Raw genomic sequence first — 17,204 nt, 5'->3', positions numbered from 1 at the left:
GGCCAGCGGACTCATGCTTCCCACTGCTGGTCTATCGTTTCCATCAATTTCAGTGGACTGAAGGGCTTGACCATATAAGCGTCGGCGCCAGCCTTCAGGCCCGCCTCCAGGTCTTCACTGCGGCCACGGGCCGTCAGCAGCAGAATGCGCGGTGCCTTGGGCAGCGACTTCAGCGTACCGCATACCTCCAAGCCGTTCACCGAGCCAGGCATCATCACATCCAGCAACACCAGGTCGGGCTGCTCCTGCATGGCCATCATCAGTGCACTCTCGCCGTCCTCGGCCTCGAAAACGTTGTAGGTTTCGAATTCCAAAGTCATACGGATCAACCGACGGATATCAGCATGGTCATCCACTATCAATATTTTTTTCATTTTGCGGCTCTTGAAACGATAGAAAGATTAAAAACGCGATGGACATATCATATATTCCGAAATTATCATTTTCAAGTGAATTAATTAACAAAAGCTGATGCATTCGTTAGAATCCGCAAATGGACACTGATATTCAGACAACTACCACCCTCCCCCCCGGTGACAACCTCACGACTTTGGACGTGGCGCGCATGCTGGGCTTGGCGGTGCGCTCCGTGCAACTCATGGTGGACCGGGGCGAACTACAAGCCTGGAAAACACCCGGTGGCCACCGCCGGATTTCCCGGCAATCGGTGGAGCGCTGGCGGGCTGGTGGCCAGGCCGCCCGCACAGGTGACAGCACGGCCACCCCAGTACAGGACGCCCCCCGCCATGCTGGCAGCGTGCCCACCAAGGTGCTGCTGATAGAAGACTCCATGCACTTCCAGAATCTGGTCACATTGCTGCTGCAGCGGCAGTTCCCGGCGCTGGAGCTGCGCACCGCATCCGATGGCATTGCCGGGCTGATCATGGCCGGGCAGTTCCAACCCGACGTGCTGATGGTAGACCTGCTGCTGCCTGGCATTGACGGTGCCACCTTGCTGACCGGCCTGCGCGCCAACCCGCTGTTCAGAAATTTGCAGGTCATCGTCATCACCTCGCTGGACCCCAGCGAACTCACGCCCTACGCCTTTGCGCTGGATGGCGTACCCGTAGTGCACAAACCCCGCCTGGTCGCCGAACTGCCGCCGCTGCTCACGCAGTGCCTGCAAAACCTGCAACAACTGTCGCCCTGACCAACGGCATGGACACGCCGCGCGTACTGCTGGTAGAAGACGACCCGCTGCTGCGGCGTTTTGTGCGCATGGCCCTGGAAGAGCTGCCGCTGCAACTGCTGGAATGCGATGGCGTACCAGCCGCGCTGGAAATACTGGCCGCTACGCAGGTCCAGCTCATCATTACCGACCTGATGCTATCGGGCGCCTCCGGCGTTGACCTGCTGCAATACCTGCAACGCACGCCTGCCCTGCTGGCCCAAGCCAGGACCATGGTTCTGAGTGCCGGCCTGACCCCGGAAGTCCGCGCCAAGCTGGCCCCTTTGAATGTGTGGCGCATGCTGTCCAAACCCGTGTCTTTGCAACTGCTGGAAGACAGCGTGATGGAGGCCCTGAACGACGCACCGCCTGCCGACAGCGCGGCGCCGCCACCACCTGCCAATCCTCCAGCGCCAGACGACCAGCACGCCGCCGACACCTATTTCGCGGGTGACCTGGAGCTGTTCCACAGCTACCGCGCCGCCTGCCTGCTGCAGTTCCCGCACGATATCCAAGCCGGCAACGCGGCCTGCACGCCGCTGGACTTGCCCGCCCTGCGCCGTGTGGCCCACAGCCTGAAAAGCGTGCTGCAAACCCTGGGCTATGCCGATCTCTCTGCCCAGGCCTGGGCGCTGGAGAACCTCTGCCATACCGGCCAGGCCGAACCGGCACTACAGGGCTGGAGCGGGCTGCGCACGCAGTTGCAGGTATTGGTCAGCCCGGCTTGACGGGCCCGGCAACTATCATGGCTGGCATGCCAGCCCACCCGCCGTCAACCCTCTCCTCGCCGCTGCGCGCACTGCTGCAAAGCTTTTCCTGGCAGGAGCTGAAGCACCACCCCTGGCGCAATGCCGCCGCCGTGATCGCCGTCATGCTGGGCGTGGCGCTGGCGTTCTCGGTACAGCTCATCAATGCATCGGCCCTGAGCGAATTTTCCAGCGCGGTGCGCTCGGTGGGCGGCCAGCCCGACCTGGAGCTGCGCGCCAGCCAAAGCCATTTTGACGAGGACATTTTTGCCCGCGTAGCCCAGCACCGGGATGTGGCCGTGGCCAGCCCAGTGCTGGAGCTGTCTACCTTTGCCATGGATGCCGGCGGCCAGCGCATCCCCATCAAGCTGCTGGGCGTGGATGCCCTGGTGGTCAGCGCGGTCGCGCCGGGCCTGATGCCCGTGCCCGCAGCCCAGGCGGAGCGCCTGGCCCTGTTCGCGCCTGACACCATCTTTCTGAACCCCGCCGCCCGCCAGGCCCTGGGGGACCACCACACGCTGCAGCTGGCGGGCGCTGCCACGCCCTTGACCGTGGCCGGCACAGTGAACGCTACCGGCCCGGCCCTGGTGGTGATGGACATTGGCGCGGCCCAGCAAACATTCCAGCGCCTGGGCCAGCTGTCGCGCATCGACCTGCGCCTGCGCCCCGGTACCGACCGGGCGGCCCTGTTGCGCACACTGGCGCTGCCGCCGGGCATCACCACCGCCGAGCCGGGCGATGCGGCCCTGCGGGTGGACAACCTGTCGCGCGCCTACCGCGTCAACCTGACGGTACTGGCCCTGGTGGCGCTGTTCACCGGGGCGTTTCTGGTGTTTTCAGTGCTATCGCTGAGCGTGGCCAAGCGGGCACAGCAGTTCGCGCTGCTGGGCGTGCTGGGCCTGACCGGGCGCGAGCGGCTGCAGCTGGTGCTCATGGAGTCGCTGGTGCTGGGCATTATCGGTAGCCTGGCAGGCCTGGCGCTGGGCACCGGCCTGGCCGCGCTGGCGCTGCGCTGGCTGGGTGGCGACCTGGGCGGTGGCTACTTTTCAGGCGAGGCCCCGCCACTGCAATGGAATACCTGGGCGGCACTTGCCTATGGCAGCCTGGGCGTTGCCGCAGCCCTGGTGGGCGGCTGGTGGCCGGCCCGCGCGGCCCAGCGCTTGCCGCCAGCGCAAACCCTCAAAGGCCTGGGTGCCGACCTGGGCCGCAGCGGCACACATTGGGTCAGCCTGGCCCTGCTGGGCCTGGGCTTGCTGCTGGCCTGCCTGCCACCGGTGTTCGGTATCCCGCTGGGCGCCTACGTCTCTGTGGCGCTATTGCTGGTGGGTGGCATTACCGCCCTGCCCTGGCTGATTGCTATGGTGTATGACCGGCTGGCGCCTTTGCTGGCGCACCGGCTGCTGCCCATGCTGGCCATAGAACGTGCGCGCCGGGTGCGCCAAAGCGCGGCCGTGGCGGTCAGCGGCGTGGTGGCATCGTTAAGCCTGGCTGTGGCGCTGACGGTGATGGTCGCCAGCTTCCGCGACTCCATGGTGCAGTGGCTGGACGTGGTGCTGCCGGCCGACCTGTACCTGCGCAGCGGCAGCAGCGGTGCGGGCAACGACGCGCTGGCCCTACCGCCCAGCTTTGTGCAGGCCGTGGCGCAAACACCCGGCGTGCAGCGCGCCAGCAGCCTGCGCATACGCTCCCTGCTACTGGCGCCGGGCCAACCCACCGTGACGCTGCTGGCCCGCAGCATCGGCGACCCGGCGCGCAGCCTGCCGCTGGTAGGCCCGGCCCTGCCCGTGCCTGCGGGGCAGATCGGTATCTATGTGAGCGAGCCCATGGTGGATTTGTACGGCGCACGGCCAGGCACGGTGTTCGCCCCACTTTCAAAGTCTTTTGGGGCGCTAGCGCAGGAATCATCTGCGCCAGCAGCTACCTTTTTTGTAGCAGGCGTGTGGCGCGACTATGCGCGGCAGTTTGGCGCCATTGCAATGGACCAGGCCGACTACATCCGCCTGGGCGGCGACAGCCAGGTCAACGACATGGCGCTGTGGCTGCAAGACAGCGCGCAGCCCGAAGCGGTGCAGCAGGCCATCCGCGCGCTGGCACCGGCCGGCGTGGCCGAGGCGCTGGAGTTCTCGTCCGCCCGCCAGATCCGCGCCATCTCGCTAAAGATCTTCGACCGCAGCTTTGCCGTGACCTACTGGCTGCAGGCGGTGGCCATTGGCATCGGCCTGTTCGGCGTGGCTGCCAGCTTCAGCGCGCAGGTGCTGGCCCGGCGCAAGGAATTTGGCCTGCTGGCGCACCTGGGGTTGACGCGCACGCAAATCCTGGCCGTGGTCGCCGGTGAGGGCGCGGCCTGGACGCTGATAGGCTCCATCGCCGGCCTGGCGCTGGGGCTAGCGGTGTCCATGGTGTTGGTGTTCGTGGTCAACCCGCAAAGCTTCCACTGGACCATGGACCTGTGGGTGCCCTGGCTGCGCCTGCTGGCTCTGTGCGCCGCCGTGGTACTGGCCGGTACGGTCACGGCCTGGCTGGCCGGCCGCGCCGCCGCCGGGCAAGATGCAGTGCTGGCCGTGAAGGAGGACTGGTAATGCAGCGCCGCCATCTTCTCGCCCTGGCTTTAGTGGGGCTGGCCCATCCGACCTGGGCCTTGTCGCCGGCCCACATGCAGTTCCCGCGCGACCTGGGCAGCCACCCGGACTTCGGCACCGAGTGGTGGTACATCACCGGCCGGGCTATCTCAGGCGCCCGCGAATTCGGCTTTCAACTGACCTTCTTCCGCAGCCGCGTGGCCGCCACGCAGGGCATGACTTCGCGCTTCGCAGCCAAGCAGCTGCTGTTTGCCCACGCCGCCATCACCGACGTGCAGGGTCAAAAACTCTGGCACGACCAGCGCATTGCCCGCGCCGGTTTCGGCATTGCCGAAGCTAGCGAGACCGACACCGCCGTGCGCCTGCGCGACTGGTCGCTGGTCCGCACCGGCGAGCAATACCATGCCGAGCTGCCGGCCCAAGACTTTGGCCTGCATCTGCAGCTGGCGCCTACCCAGCCGCTGCTGCTACAGGGCCAACAAGGCCTGTCGCGCAAAGGCCCGCAGCCCGACCAGGCCAGCTACTACGTCAGTCAGCCGCAGCTGGCTGTCAGCGGCCATCTGCAACTGCAAGGCCAGCGTTTTGAAATCAACACGGACGCCAGCCGTGCCTGGCTGGACCACGAGTGGAGCCAGGCCTACCTGGCGCCCGAGGCCGCCGGCTGGGACTGGCTGGGCATGAACCTGCAAGACGGCAGTGCCCTCACCGCCTTCCGCATCCGCCGCAAGGACGGCAGCACGCTGTGGGACGGTGGCTCGTTCCGCACGGCGCAGGGGGTATTGAGCATCTTCCAGCCTGGCGAGGTGCAATTCAGCCCGCTGCGCCGCTGGACCAGCCCGCGCAGCAAAGCCAGCTACCCGGTGGAATGGACGCTGCAAACCCCACAAGCCCGCTTCACCGTGCAAGCCATGCTGGACGACCAGGAACTGGACAGCCGTGGGTCCACGGGCGCCATCTACTGGGAAGGCCTGAGCCGCCTGCTGGACGCGCAAGGCCGGCTGGTCGGGCGTGGCTATCTAGAGATGACGGGCTACGCAGACACGCTGCGCATGTGAACACGGCGCGGACACTATTTCACTATGCAATTGATAGCTGCTAGCGCAGTATTTACCTGCGCTAGCGGCTTAAATCGCTTACAAGCACTTGGGGCACTGCAATAGTCCTTGGCTCGCGCAAAAACGCAAACACTACCCCGGCCGTCAGCACCGTCACCCCTGCCAGGCCGTACAGCAGCAGGCTGAAGGCCTGGCCATAGGCCTGCACCAGCGCGTCTGCCGCCACGCCCGGCAAAGCCGCCTGGGCCTGCGCCAAATTGCCAGTCGCCAGCTGCTGCGCCACCGCTGACGATGCCGCTATCGACCCGACCAGTGGGGTCAGCTGATGTTCCACCAGACCGACCAGCACGGCAGCCACCAGAGCCAAAGCTACGCCCTCGCCCGCCACCCGCACCGTGCCGAAAATGCCGGTGGCCATACCGGCCCGCTCCTTGGGTACCACACTGACGGCCAGGCCGTCCATCAAGCCCCAGGGCAGGCTGATGCCGCAACCGATCAACAACAATGGCGCGGCCAGCGCCAGCCCAGTACTGCCCGTTGGGCAGTGGCCCAGCCACAGCAGACCGGTAGCGCACACCAGCAACCCACTGCCGCACAGTGCACCGGCCGAGAACCAGCGCGTCAGGTACGCCGCCAACAGCGGTACCAGCAGCATGGGCGCGGACAAGGCCATCAAGATACGGCCTCCATCGGCGGCACTATGGCCTTCGATACCGACCAGGCGCAACGGCAGCAAGACCAGCAGCACCACATAGGCATAGGCTGGCGCAGCAGCCAGACATTGCACCCCCACAAATCGCGGGTAGCGAAACAGCGACAGGTCCAGCATGGGCCGCGCCGCCTGCTGCTGCGTGCGCACAAAACCATACAGCAGCAGGGCCGATGCGGCAAAACACGCCAAGGTCGCGCCATCGGCCCAGCCCCAGGCCGGAGCCTGCAGCACGGCCAAGGTAAACAGGCCCAAAGCACCGGTAAACGTCATAGCGCCTCGCAGGTCCAGCCCCGCTGCCTGCGGGTCGCGCGACTCGGGCATACATTTAACGGCCAGACCGGCAGCCAACCCGCCCACCAGGGCCAGCAGCAGCCCAAAACTACGCCAACCCGCCATCGCCATCAGCTGGCCCGCCAGAAAGGGGCCAAACGCCAGGCCTGCGCCGAAAGTTGTGCCGAGAAAACTGAACGCCCTGGTTCTGGCCGGGCCGTCAAATGCCTGTGCCAGCGCGGCGCCACCACCGGCCAATGCCGCCGCCGCACCCAGGCCCTGCAAGGCCCGCAGGAGGTTGAAGCTGGCGATGCCTGGGGCCACGGTCCAGGCCAGCGAGGCCAGCACAAACAGCGCCAGACCGCATAGGAACACGCGCCGCCGCCCATGTGTATCGGCCAGCGCACCCATGGCCATCAGGCAGGCGCCAAAGGCCAGCATGAAGGCATTGGTAACCCAGTTCAAGGCCACCGGACTACCGCCCAGGTCCTGGTGGATAGCACCCAGCGCCAGGGCCGGGCCGGTAAAGGACAAGGGCATGGCCAATGCCGCCAGGCAGACGCTGAGCAATAGGGCCAAACGCTGGCGCGCAGGGATGGAAGAAAGTACTGAAGATGCCATGGTGTTCGCAAGTGAAAAGTGAACTCCATCGTATTTACGTTCTAATCAGAGATAAACCATTTGAAACTCCGCTATTTACGGAGTGAAAGTTGCGAATTGAGCGATAACAGTTTTGACAATCTCGCCGGCCTGACCTCGTTCGTGCGGGCAGCCGATACCCGAAGCTTTGTGGCAGCCGGGCGTCTGCTGGGCATTTCCGCGTCTGCGGTGGGTAAGAACGTAGCCAAGCTAGAGGCGCAACTGGGCGTGCGCCTGTTCCACCGCAGCACCCGCCACATCCGGCTGACGGCCGAGGGCGAGGTGTTCAACGAGCGGGCCCGGCGCATCCTGGACGACCTGAACGACGCGCGCGCCATGATGCTGCAGTCGGCCCAAGAGCCCCAGGGCCGGCTGCGCGTCAGCCTGCCAGTGATCGGCTACCGCTTTCTGCTGCCGCACATGCCCGAGTTCGGCCGGCGCTATCCAGCAATCGAACTCGAGCTGGATTTCAACGACCGTATGGTGGATGTGATTGAAGACGGGCTGGACGTGGTGATACGCAGCGGCGGGATGCCAGACTCTGCCCTGGTGGCGCGCAAACTGGGGCCGTTTCGCCACCTGCTGTTCGCCGCAGACAGCTATTTGCAACAAGCCGGTACACCGCAGCAGCCGGACGATCTAGCACGCCATGCCTGCCTGCGTTACCGCTTCCCGACCAGCGGCAAGCTGCAGGAATGGCAGCTCAACAGGGACGAGGCCGCCACCGCTCCGGCCACGCTGGTGTGCAACAACATGGAGGCCATGCTGGAGGCCTGCATTGCCGGCATGGGCATTGCCTATATGCCGGACTTTCTGACGCGTGAAGCCCTGCAGAGCGGCGCATTGCAAGCCGTGCTGCCGGAACACACGCAGTACGGCGGCGACTTCTGGATGCTGTGGCCGTCCAGCCGCCAGCTGTCGCCCAAGCTACGGGCGTTTGTGGACTACATGGCGCCCAGGTTGTTTGCCCCGCAGGGCAAGACTTAGCCGGCAGCGGAAGCCGCCTGGATGTCGCGCAGACGCCGGGCTTCCTTGCGCACCACATAGGCGCTGTAGAAGATGATGCCGATGGACACCACGGTGATCAGAATCGCGGCAGCCGCGTAGATGGACGGGTTCACGCCGCGCCGAGCGTAGCCAAAGATCACCTGCGGCAAAGTGGTCACACCGGGGCCGGAGAGAAATTCCGAGACCACCACGTCGTCAAACGACAGGGTGAAGGTCAGCATCCAGGCCGCCATCAGCGAAGGCGCGATGTTGGGCAGCGTCACCAGAAAGAACACCTGAGAAGGACGGCAACCCAGGTCCATGGCCGCCTCTTCGATCGAACGGTCCATTTCACGCAGGCGCGCGCTGATTACCACCGTGGCATAGGCCATGCCCAGCAAGGTGTGGCCCAGCACGATGGTAACGGCACCGCGATCGGGCCAGCCCAGGCTGCGCTGCACCGCCACCGACAGCAGCAACAGCGACAGGCCGATGATCACCTCCGGCATCACCAGGGGCGCGCTGACCAAGCCCGCAAACAGCGTGCGCCCCCTGAAGCGCAGAAAGCGCACCATCACAAAGGCCGCAAAAGCACCGAGCACGGTAGACAGGGTGCCGGTGATCACCGCTACCTTGAGCGACAGAAAGAAGCCGTCCACCAGCCGTGAATCGCCCATCAAAGCCGTGTACCAGCGCAAGGAAAATCCTGTGAAAACCCCGTCCTGGCGCGTGCTGTTGAACGAGAAAACAATCAAAAACACCAGTGGCAGGTACAGGAAAAGATATACCGCCGCCAGCCAGAAGCGGCCGAAATGGCGTTGCATGAGACGCTGAAAGGGCCGGGTCATCGCGTGCATCTCAGGCCTTTCCGGTCGGGTTGTGGGCATCGCTGTAGCGGTTGTAGACCGCCATGGGCACCAGAATGAACAGGATCATCACGATCGCCAGCGCGCAAGCGCGCGGCCAGTTGTTGCTGCTGAACATTTCGTCCCACACCACGCGGCCAATCATGAGGTTTTCTGCACCGCCCAGCAGCGACGGAATGACGAACTCGCCCACCGCGGGAATGAATACCAACATAGAACCGGCGATGATGCCCGCCTTGCTCAGCGGCACGGTCACCAGCCAGAAGGCGCTCCAAGGCGTGGCGCCCAGGTCGTACGCCGCCTCCAGCAGCCGCGTATCCATTTTGGACAAGGTGGCGTACAGCGGCAGGATCATGAATGGGATGTAGACATAAGTCATGCCGACCAGCATGGACACATCGGTATAAAGCATCTGGATGGGCTCGTGGGTAATGCCCAGCCACATCAGCAGATTGTTCAGCACGCCCTGGTCTGCCAGGATGCCCTTCCAGGCATAGACACGGAGCAGGAACGAGGTCCAGAACGGCAGCATCACCATCATCAGCAAAGGCACTTGTGCGCCGGGCTTGGCGCGGGCAATGAAATAGGCAAACGGATAGCCAATGAACAGGCACAGCACCGTGGTCCAGAACGCGTATTTGAGGGATGTGGCATAGGCCTCGATGTAGATGGTCTGGCCCCACACCATGTGCCCGTCTTCCGATGGTTCACCGAAGATGGACAGGTAATTCTGGTACTTCAGGACGATGTGCCAAACGCCGTCCACCGCGCTGAGCAACGGGGCAAATGGATCAATGCCATTGCCCATATCGGTCATGCTGATACGTACCAGTATCAAAAACGGCGCCACAAAAAACAGGGCTAGCCAAAAATACGGCACGCCGATGACAAAGCGGGCACCGGGCAGCAATCGGGTCCATGGGGGTAGATTCATATACCGAACTTTATTCTAGAAATCGCCATATCCGCCAAGCCTGGCGTGGAATTTGGGGCATGCAGGTAGGCTGAGCACCCAGCGCCACAAATGAGCAAAATCCATACCTCGGCATGCTCTGCCTGCAGCCACTGGCACGAAACCCCTATTTCCAGGCCCCAACCATGACACCCAACCCCTCCGAAGTCGTTCTGCTGGACACGCTGCCCACCGCCGATGGCCGCAGCTTTGGCGTGGCAACACTGAATACGCCTGCTGCCTTGAATGCCTTATCCCTGGCCATGGTGCAGCGCCTGGCCCCTGCCCTGCAGCACTGGGCCAGTGACCCGAAGGTCGTAGGCGTCATCCTGCAAGGTAGCGGTGAAAAAGCCTTTTGCGCAGGCGGTGACCTGCGCGGCCTGTACCAGACTCTGCGCGACTGCGGCAGCGGTGCCAATCCGCATGCAGAGGCCTTCTTCGCCCAGGAATACGCGCTGGACTATGCCATCCATACCTACCCCAAACCTCTACTCTGCTGGGGCCAGGGCATCGTCATGGGCGGCGGCATTGGGCTGATGGCCGGCGCCTCGCACCGCGTGCTCACCAGCAGCAGCAAACTCGCCATGCCAGAGATCAGCATTGGCCTCTACCCCGACGTGGGTGGTAGCTGGATATTGCGTCGCATGCCTGGGCGTGTAGGCTTGTTCCTGGCGCTGACCGGCGCACACCTGAATGCGGCCGATGCACTGTTTTGTGGACTGGCCGACTTCCATGTGGGAGCGCATACGCGCGATGAACTACAAACCAGCATCGCCGCAAGCCATTGGAGCGAGGATGCTGTGCACAACCGCAGCCAGTTGTCGCGCCTGCTCACCAGCCTGGCCGAACACGCTCGCGACAGCCTGCCTGTTTCGCACGTTCGTACGCACTGGGACAGCATCCAGGCACTCATGGCGGGCGAGGATCTGCTGGACATTGCCGCCCGTCTGCGCACGCTGCGCAGCGGCGACGCGTGGCTGGACCAGGCAGCAAGCAGCTTCAACCATGGCTCACCCACGTCCGCCGCCTTGTCGTTTGCGCTGTGGCAGCGCGTGCGCCACATGTCGTTGGCCGAGGTGTTCAGGCTGGAGTACAGCGTGTCCCTGGGCTGCTGCGCCCACCCGGATTTGGCGGAAGGCACACGCGCCTTGTTGATCGACAAGGACCGGAACCCGCGCTGGACACCCGCCACGCTGGAAGACATCACGCCGCCATGGATAGAAGCGCATTTTCAACCGCGTTTTCACGGCCCACACCCGCTGGAAACACTGCGCTGAAACTTTGCGGCTATTAAAAAATAGCGCCCGCCTTGGCTTGGACGCCCGGAACATGCCAGCACCTGTCAGCACAATCCATGAGTGAGCAACGGGGGAGTTCTCTGATGGCCCTTGCAGCATCGCATCACAAAAAACGCCCCCATCGGAAATAAAAAAGCCTCCCAAGTCAATGACTTGGGAGGCTTGATCTGGTGGGCGATGCAAGTTTCGAACTTGCGACCCCTGCAGTGTGAATGCAGTGCTCTACCCCTGAGCTAATCGCCCTGAAACCGTTTAAAACCTTATGTTTTATTCTTATCAGGTAAGCCTCAAATTATACAACATCTTTTTCGAGGTTTCGCCAAATTGTTTTCCCGCCACTAGATTTATCGATTTGCTTGAGCACATCCTGGTGGGCGGCGGCCTCTTCTTCACTGAGGTCGAGTACCGGGAGCACAAAGCCACTCAAGTCCATGCGCGGTATGGCTGCGACGCCCACTTCGGTCTCTTCACTGCCCACATCGATCATCAGCGCGTTCTGGCCGCGCGTCATGTTGATGTAGACATCGGCCAGCAGCTCGGCATCCAGCAAGGCGCCGTGCAGGGTACGGCCCGAGTTGTCTACCTCCAGGCGGTCGCACAAGGCATCGAGTGAGTTGCGCTTGCCGGGGAACAGCTCCTTGGCCATGGCCAAGGTGTCGACGATACCGCTGACGTAATGGCTCAGCGGCGGCTTGCCCAGGCGCTCCAACTCCTTATTCAGAAAGCCCACGTCGAAGGACGCGTTGTGAATGATGATTTCCGCACCGCTGCAGTACTCTAGAAACGCATCCACGATCTGGGCAAACTTGGGCTTGTCACGCAGGAACTCGGTGGTGATGCCGTGCACACGCAGTGCATCCTCATGGCTGTCACGCTCAGGGTTGATGTACTGGTGGAAATGGTTGCCGGTGAGCTTGCGGTGCTGCAGCTCGACGCAACCAATTTCCAGTATGCGGTCGCCACCTGCGGCAGACAGGCCGGTGGTTTCGGTATCGAGAATGATCTGGCGCATGGCGGTAGGTGCTACTCTATTGATAGCTACTGGCACAGATAGAAACTGCACCAGTAGCCCATTTCATCAATGGTTTTCTTTGGCGTGGTTGATGGTGTACTTGGGAATTTCCACCGTCACATTTTGCTGCGCCAGCAAAGCCTGGCAACCCAGGCGCGAATTCGGCTCCAGGCCCCAGGCGCGATCCAGCAGGTCTTCTTCGTTCTCGTCCAGCTCGCCCAATGACTGAAAGCCCTCGCGCACGATCACGTGGCAGGTGGTGCAGGCGCAGCTCATGTCGCAGGCATGCTCGATGTTGATATGGTTGTCCAGCATCGCTTCGCAGATGGACGTGCCAGCCGGCGCGCTGATTTCGGCGCCCTGCGGACAGTATTCGGGGTGGGGCAGTATTTTGATGACGGGCATATCAGATCGTTTCTATGTTCTTACCGGACAGGGCATGCTGTATGCCCCGGTTCATGCGGGCGGCGGCAAAAGCTTCGGTGCCTTCGGCAACGCGCTTGGTGGCGGCTTCCACGGCCTTGGCATCGGTCAGGGCCTTGGCCTGTACTAGCTCGGCCAGCAGCGCATCGACTTGCGCGCGCTCGTCGGCAGACAGCAGATCGCCATCGGCGGCCAGTGCGCTGTGGGTGGCCAGCAGCATGCGATCGGCATCCACGCGGGCCTCGACCAGGGCTCGGGTCTGCATGTCTTGGGCGGCGGTGCTGAAGCTGTCTTGCAGCATCTTCGCAATCTGTTCGTCGCTCAGGCCATAAGAAGGCTTGACGGTGATCTGCGCTTCCACGCCGCTGCCCTGCTCTTTCGCGGCCACGCTCAACAGGCCATCGGCATCGACGGTGAAGGTAACGCGGATGCGCGCTGCACCGGCCGCCATCGGCGGAATGCCGCGCAGCTCGAAGCGGGCCAGGCTGCGACAATCGGCCACCAGGTCGCGCTCGCCCTGCACCACGTGCAGCGCCAGCGCGGTCTGGCCGTCCTGGTAGGTGGTGAAGTCCTGTGCCATCGCGGTAGGGATGGTCTGGTTGCGCGGCACGATGCGCTCGACCAGACCGCCCATGGTTTCAATACCCAGCGACAGCGGGATCACATCCAGCAGCAACAAATCATCGGCGCCGCTGTTGCCGGCCAGCTGATTTGCCTGGATGGCGGCGCCCAAGGCCACCACTTCATCCGGGTTCAGGTTGGTCAGGGGTGCGCAGCCAAAGAAAGCGGCCACCGCCTGCTGCACCTGTGGCATGCGGGTGGAGCCGCCAACCATCACCGTTCCCTGCACTTCTTCCACGGTCAGCTTGGCATCGCGCAAAGCCTTGCGCACCGCAACCATGGTGCGCGCGGTCAGCTGCGCGGTAGCTGCTTCGAAGTCTGACTTCTTTACATCCAATCGCACGCTGGCGCAGGAAATATCTGCGCTGAAAGCTACCAAATCTGTAGCAGACAGGGCTTCCTTGCAGGCCCGGGCTGCGACTTGCATCGCCACCTTGTCGGATGCGGTAAGCGCCTGTTGACCAGTTTGCGCCAGCACCCAGTCGGCCAAGGCACGGTCATAGTCATCACCGCCCAGGGCCGCGTCGCCACCGGTGGCGATGACCTCGAACACACCCTGGCTCAGGCGCAGTATGGAAATATCGAAGGTGCCGCCGCCTAGGTCGTACACCGCATAGATGCCTTCGCTGGCATTGTCCAAACCATAGGCAATCGCCGCCGCTGTAGGCTCGTTGATCAGGCGCAGCACGTTCAGGCCAGCCAGCTGGGCCGCATCCTTGGTGGCCTGGCGCTGGGCATCGTCGAAGTAGGCGGGCACGGTGATCACCGCGCCGTACACATCGTCGTTGAAGCTGTCTTCGGCGCGAAAGCGCAGCGTTGCCAGGATCTCGGCACTCACCTCGACCGGCGATTTCTCGCCGTGCACGGTCTGCAGACTGACCATGCCGGGCTTGTCGATGAATGCATAGGGCAGCTTTTCGCGCTGGGCGATGTCGACCAGGCCGCGGCCCATGAAACGCTTAACGGAAGCGATGGTGTTTTCCGGGTCCGTAGCCTGCGCGGCCAGGGCGTCATGGCCGATTTGACGCTTGTCACCCGCCAGGTAGCGCACCACGCTGGGCAAGATGATGCGGCCTTGTTCATCGGGCAGGCACACGGCCTCGCCGCTGCGCACCGTGGCCACCAGGGAATGCGTGGTGCCGAGGTCGATGCCGATGGCATGGCGGCGCTGGTGCGGGTCGGGCGACTGGCCGGGTTCGGAAATTTGAAGAAGCGCCATGGAATTTTTGTAATCTGTTCGCGGGGATCTGGGACGCTTATTGTCCCTTGGGAGCTGTAACCATTGCGTCGAGGCGGTCGTCCACGTCGCTGGCAAAGCGCTCTATGAACATCAACGCCCGCACCTGCTGGGCAGCGGCCGCATAGTCATGCGCCACATCCAACAACTGCGCACATCGGGCCAGGATGTCGCGCCGGGCCTGCAGCACCTCGGCGTTCAAGGCCCCCAGGGCCGCAACGCTATCGGCATCATCCAAGGCTTCGCGCCATTCCATCTGCTGCATCAGAAAGGCGGGAGGCATGGCTGTGTTGTTTTCGGCCTGGATGGGTGCGCCATGCAGCTCACACAGGTAGGAGGCCCGCTTCAGTGGGTCCTTCAACCGGGCCCAGGCTTCGTTGATGCGCACCGACCACTGCATGGCCACGCGCTGCGCGGCACCGGCCTGGGCAGCAAAGCGGTCCGGGTGCGCTTCGCGCTGCAAGGCCTGCCAGCGCGCCTGCATGGCCGCATGGTCCTGCGCGAACTGCACGGGGATTTCAAACAGCTCGAAGTCGTTGGATTGGAGGTTCATAGGTGCCAAGAAAAAACCGCCAGCACACAGGGCACGGGCGGTTGGTGTTCGGAGCGCAGCCGTTAAATCCGGAAGCTTTCTCCGCAGCCACATTTGTCGCGCTCGTTCGGATTTTCGAACTTGAAGCCTTCGTTCAGGCCTTCACGCACATAGTCCAGCTGAGTGCCGTCGATATAAGCCAGGCTCTTGGGATCGACCAGCACCTTCACGCCGTGGCCTTCGAAAATCACGTCTTCCGCAGCCAACTCGTCCACGTATTCGAGCTTATAGGCCAAACCGGAACAGCCGGTGGTTTTGACACCCAGACGCACGCCCACACCCTTGCCACGTTTGGCCAGGTAGCGGGTCACGTGCCGGGCGGCGGCCTCTGTCAAAGTCACAGCCATATCAGTGGGCCTGGGCGGCTCCGTGTTTCTGCTTGTAGTCGTTGACCGCTGCCTTGATGGCGTCTTCAGCCAAGATGGAGCAGTGGATCTTCACTGGCGGCAAGGCCAGTTCTTCGGCGATTTCGCTGTTCTTCAAGGCCGCGGCCTGGTCCAACGTCTTGCCCTTGACCCATTCGGTCACCAGCGAGCTGGAAGCAATGGCTGAACCGCAGCCGTAGGTCTTGAAACGTGCGTCTTCGATCACGCCGGTTACGGGGTTGACCTTGATCTGCAGCTTCATCACGTCGCCGCAAGCGGGGGCACCGACCATGCCGGTACCTACGCTGTCGTCACCTTTTTCGAACGAACCCACGTTACGGGGATTCTCATAGTGGTCTACCACTTTTTCAGAATAAGCCATGGTGTTTACCTCTTCAATTCAAATCAATGGGCAGCCCATTGGATGGTGCTGATGTCTACACCATCTTGGTACATTTCCCACAAAGGACTCAAGTCACGCAGCTTGGCCACATTGACTTTGATGGTATCGACGGCGTAGTCGATGTCGGCCTCGGTAGTCCAGCGGCCGATGGTCATGCGCAGGCTGCTGTGTGCCAGCTCGTCGCTGCGACCCAGGGCACGCAACACATAGCTGGGCTCCAGGCTGGCCGAAGTGCACGCTGAGCCACTGGACACGGCCAAACCCTTGATGCCCATGATCAGCGATTCGCCTTCGACGTAGTTGAAACTCATGTTCAGGTTGTGCGGCACACGTTGCGTTTCATGGCCGTTGATGAACACCTGCTCAATGCCCTTCAGGCCGGCCAGCATGCGGTCGTGCAAGGCTTTGATACGGACGTTCTCCACGGCCATTTCTTCCTTGGCGATGCGATAGGCCTCGCCCATGCCGACGATCTGGTGCGTGGGCAAGGTGCCGGAACGCATGCCGCGCTCGTGGCCACCGCCGTGCATTTGCGCTTCCAGGCGGATGCGCGGTTTGCGACGCACGAACAAGGCGCCAATGCCCTTGGGGCCATAGGTCTTGTGCGAGGTCAGGCTCATCAAATCCACGGGCAGCTTCGACAAATCAAATTCGACACGGCCCGTGGCTTGCGCGGCGTCCGAATGGAAGATCACGCCTTTTTCGCGGCAGATGGCGCCGATGGCGGCAATGTCCTGGATCACGCCGATTTCGTTGTTCACGAACATCACGCTGGCCAGAATCGTGTCGGGGCGGATCGCTGCCTTGAAGACTTCCAGATCGACCAGGCCGTCGGGCTGCACATCCAGATAGGTCACTTCAAAGCCTTGGCGCTCCAGCTCGCGGCAGGTATCCAGCACGGCTTTATGCTCGGTCTTGACTGTGATGATGTGCTTGCCCTTGGTCTTGTAGAACTGGGCGGCGCCCTTCAACGCCAGGTTGTTGGACTCGGTGGCACCCGAGGTCCAGACGATTTCACGCGGGTCGGCGCCAATCAGCGCGGCGACCTGCTCACGCGCCTTTTCCACGGCGGCTTCGGCCTCCCAACCCCAGGCGTGGCTACGCGAGGCCGGGTTACCGAAATGCTCGCGCAACCAGGGAATCATGGCGTCCACTACCCGCTCGTCGCAAGGGTTGGTGGCGCTGTAGTCCATGTAAATCGGGAAATGTGGGGTGTCCATTGGCTAGCTCTCAGTGGCGGCTGGCTTGAAAAAGCACGGTTGAAAAATGGGGCTGCAAA

General features: G+C 62.9%; 17 protein-coding genes and 1 tRNA gene. 6 read left to right on the top strand and 12 right to left on the bottom strand.

The annotated features are described in order from the left end of the window. Positions 1-11: 11 nt before the first annotated feature. Positions 12-374: a response regulator transcription factor gene (locus AC07R0_RS13675; protein WP_495074443.1), complete on the bottom strand. Its 363-nt coding sequence runs from the start codon at positions 372-374 to the stop codon at positions 12-14. Between the two features lie 119 nt (positions 375-493). On the opposite strand from AC07R0_RS13675, the gene AC07R0_RS13670 reads away from it, so the two are divergent. From AC07R0_RS13670 to AC07R0_RS13655, 4 genes are read left to right on the top strand one after another with little or no spacing between them, the layout of a single operon-like run. After that, positions 494-1,150 carry a response regulator gene (locus AC07R0_RS13670; protein ID WP_495105220.1) on the top strand — a complete coding sequence of 219 codons (657 nt, stop codon included), beginning with the start codon at positions 494-496 and terminating at the stop codon, positions 1,148-1,150. Then, a complete protein-coding gene (locus tag AC07R0_RS13665; protein WP_495105219.1) occupies positions 1,117-1,896 on the top strand; it encodes an Hpt domain-containing response regulator in 780 nt (259 codons plus the stop codon). Before AC07R0_RS13670 ends, AC07R0_RS13665 begins: the two co-directional genes overlap by 34 nt. Positions 1,897-1,913: 17 nt before the next feature. Beyond that, on the top strand, positions 1,914-4,493 hold the full coding sequence (locus AC07R0_RS13660; protein ID WP_495105218.1) for an FtsX-like permease family protein: 2,580 nt from the start codon (positions 1,914-1,916) through the stop codon (positions 4,491-4,493). Continuing rightward, the gene (locus AC07R0_RS13655; RefSeq protein WP_495105217.1) at positions 4,493-5,548 is read left to right on the top strand and encodes a lipocalin-like domain-containing protein; all 1,056 of its coding nucleotides are present in this window, start codon (positions 4,493-4,495) and stop codon (positions 5,546-5,548) included. Before AC07R0_RS13660 ends, AC07R0_RS13655 begins: the two co-directional genes overlap by 1 nt. Before the next feature lie 61 nt (positions 5,549-5,609). Here the strand turns inward: AC07R0_RS13655 and AC07R0_RS13650 are convergent, their stop codons facing one another. Next, the gene (locus AC07R0_RS13650; RefSeq protein ID WP_495105216.1) at positions 5,610-7,151 is read right to left on the bottom strand and encodes an MFS transporter; all 1,542 of its coding nucleotides are present in this window, start codon (positions 7,149-7,151) and stop codon (positions 5,610-5,612) included. A 96-nt stretch (positions 7,152-7,247) separates the two neighbouring features. On the opposite strand from AC07R0_RS13650, the gene AC07R0_RS13645 reads away from it, so the two are divergent. Continuing rightward, on the top strand, positions 7,248-8,156 hold the full coding sequence (locus tag AC07R0_RS13645; RefSeq protein WP_495105215.1) for a LysR family transcriptional regulator: 909 nt from the start codon (positions 7,248-7,250) through the stop codon (positions 8,154-8,156). Here the strand turns inward: AC07R0_RS13645 and AC07R0_RS13640 are convergent. Both AC07R0_RS13640 and AC07R0_RS13635 read right to left on the bottom strand, forming a co-directional pair. Then, on the bottom strand, positions 8,153-9,013 hold the full coding sequence (locus AC07R0_RS13640) for an ABC transporter permease subunit (RefSeq protein ID WP_495105214.1): 861 nt from the start codon (positions 9,011-9,013) through the stop codon (positions 8,153-8,155). The two genes, AC07R0_RS13645 and AC07R0_RS13640, sit on opposite strands and share 4 nt — an antisense overlap. A 1-nt stretch (position 9,014) precedes the next feature. Beyond that, complete coding sequence (locus AC07R0_RS13635) at positions 9,015-9,956, bottom strand: ABC transporter permease (RefSeq protein WP_495074451.1); 942 nt, start codon at positions 9,954-9,956, stop codon at positions 9,015-9,017. 164 nt (positions 9,957-10,120) lie between these two features. On the opposite strand from AC07R0_RS13635, the gene AC07R0_RS13630 reads away from it, so the two are divergent. After that, positions 10,121-11,251, top strand: coding sequence for an enoyl-CoA hydratase/isomerase family protein (locus AC07R0_RS13630; RefSeq protein ID WP_495105213.1), 1,131 nt, complete (start codon positions 10,121-10,123; stop codon positions 11,249-11,251). 189 nt (positions 11,252-11,440) lie between these two features. On the opposite strand, the gene AC07R0_RS13625 is transcribed toward AC07R0_RS13630, so the two are convergent. The 8 genes from AC07R0_RS13625 to AC07R0_RS13590 all read right to left on the bottom strand — a co-directional run bounded on the left by AC07R0_RS13625 (position 11,441) and on the right by AC07R0_RS13590 (position 17,145). Further along, positions 11,441-11,515, bottom strand: a tRNA-Val gene (locus AC07R0_RS13625). A 49-nt stretch (positions 11,516-11,564) separates the two neighbouring features. After that, complete coding sequence (gene dnaQ, locus AC07R0_RS13620; RefSeq protein WP_495074453.1) at positions 11,565-12,284, bottom strand: DNA polymerase III subunit epsilon; 720 nt, start codon at positions 12,282-12,284, stop codon at positions 11,565-11,567. A gap of 66 nt (positions 12,285-12,350) precedes the next feature. Then, on the bottom strand, positions 12,351-12,689 hold the full coding sequence (gene fdx / locus AC07R0_RS13615) for an ISC system 2Fe-2S type ferredoxin (protein ID WP_495074454.1): 339 nt from the start codon (positions 12,687-12,689) through the stop codon (positions 12,351-12,353). Between the two features lies 1 nt (position 12,690). Continuing rightward, positions 12,691-14,547 (bottom strand): Fe-S protein assembly chaperone HscA, encoded by a 1,857-nt coding sequence (hscA, locus tag AC07R0_RS13610; protein WP_495105212.1) that lies wholly within the window; start codon positions 14,545-14,547, stop codon positions 12,691-12,693. 37 nt (positions 14,548-14,584) lie between these two features. Beyond that, entirely contained in the window at positions 14,585-15,118 is a 534-nt protein-coding gene (hscB, locus tag AC07R0_RS13605) for a Fe-S protein assembly co-chaperone HscB (protein WP_495105211.1), read from the bottom strand. A 62-nt stretch (positions 15,119-15,180) separates the two neighbouring features. Then, a complete protein-coding gene (iscA, locus tag AC07R0_RS13600) occupies positions 15,181-15,504 on the bottom strand; it encodes an iron-sulfur cluster assembly protein IscA (protein WP_495074457.1) in 324 nt (107 codons plus the stop codon). Position 15,505: 1 nt separating this feature from the next. Next, positions 15,506-15,904, bottom strand: a complete 399-nt coding sequence (gene iscU, locus AC07R0_RS13595; RefSeq protein ID WP_490590049.1) for a Fe-S cluster assembly scaffold IscU — start codon at positions 15,902-15,904, stop codon at positions 15,506-15,508. 23 nt (positions 15,905-15,927) lie between these two features. Next, positions 15,928-17,145: an IscS subfamily cysteine desulfurase gene (locus AC07R0_RS13590; RefSeq protein WP_495105210.1), complete on the bottom strand. Its 1,218-nt coding sequence runs from the start codon at positions 17,143-17,145 to the stop codon at positions 15,928-15,930. Positions 17,146-17,204 lie beyond the last annotated feature (59 nt).

It is taken from the genome of Rhodoferax sp. GW821-FHT07F03, assembly GCF_059418745.1.
Note: the sequence above shows the minus strand (reverse complement) of the source record. Positions and strands in the feature narration are given on the sequence as shown.

Excerpts from the sequence above, each read along its gene's own strand:
- dnaQ (WP_495074453.1), bottom strand. The coding sequence starts at position 12,284 with ATGCGCCAGATCATTCTCGATACCGAAACCACCGGCCTGTCTGCCGCA.
- iscA (WP_495074457.1), bottom strand. The coding sequence starts at position 15,504 with ATGGCTGTGACTTTGACAGAGGCCGCCGCCCGGCACGTGACCCGCTAC.
- AC07R0_RS13630 (WP_495105213.1), top strand. The coding sequence starts at position 10,121 with ATGACACCCAACCCCTCCGAAGTCGTTCTGCTGGACACGCTGCCCACC.
- iscU (WP_490590049.1), bottom strand. The coding sequence starts at position 15,904 with ATGGCTTATTCTGAAAAAGTGGTAGACCACTATGAGAATCCCCGTAAC.
- hscB (WP_495105211.1), bottom strand. The coding sequence starts at position 15,118 with ATGAACCTCCAATCCAACGACTTCGAGCTGTTTGAAATCCCCGTGCAG.
- AC07R0_RS13655 (WP_495105217.1), top strand. The coding sequence starts at position 4,493 with ATGCAGCGCCGCCATCTTCTCGCCCTGGCTTTAGTGGGGCTGGCCCAT.
- AC07R0_RS13640 (WP_495105214.1), bottom strand. The coding sequence starts at position 9,013 with ATGCACGCGATGACCCGGCCCTTTCAGCGTCTCATGCAACGCCATTTC.
- hscA (WP_495105212.1), bottom strand. The coding sequence starts at position 14,547 with ATGGCGCTTCTTCAAATTTCCGAACCCGGCCAGTCGCCCGACCCGCAC.
- AC07R0_RS13590 (WP_495105210.1), bottom strand. The coding sequence starts at position 17,145 with ATGGACACCCCACATTTCCCGATTTACATGGACTACAGCGCCACCAAC.
- AC07R0_RS13675 (WP_495074443.1), bottom strand. The coding sequence starts at position 374 with ATGAAAAAAATATTGATAGTGGATGACCATGCTGATATCCGTCGGTTG.
- fdx (WP_495074454.1), bottom strand. The coding sequence starts at position 12,689 with ATGCCCGTCATCAAAATACTGCCCCACCCCGAATACTGTCCGCAGGGC.
- AC07R0_RS13670 (WP_495105220.1), top strand. The coding sequence starts at position 494 with ATGGACACTGATATTCAGACAACTACCACCCTCCCCCCCGGTGACAAC.
- AC07R0_RS13660 (WP_495105218.1), top strand. The coding sequence starts at position 1,914 with ATGGCTGGCATGCCAGCCCACCCGCCGTCAACCCTCTCCTCGCCGCTG.
- AC07R0_RS13635 (WP_495074451.1), bottom strand. The coding sequence starts at position 9,956 with ATGAATCTACCCCCATGGACCCGATTGCTGCCCGGTGCCCGCTTTGTC.
- AC07R0_RS13650 (WP_495105216.1), bottom strand. The coding sequence starts at position 7,151 with ATGGCATCTTCAGTACTTTCTTCCATCCCTGCGCGCCAGCGTTTGGCC.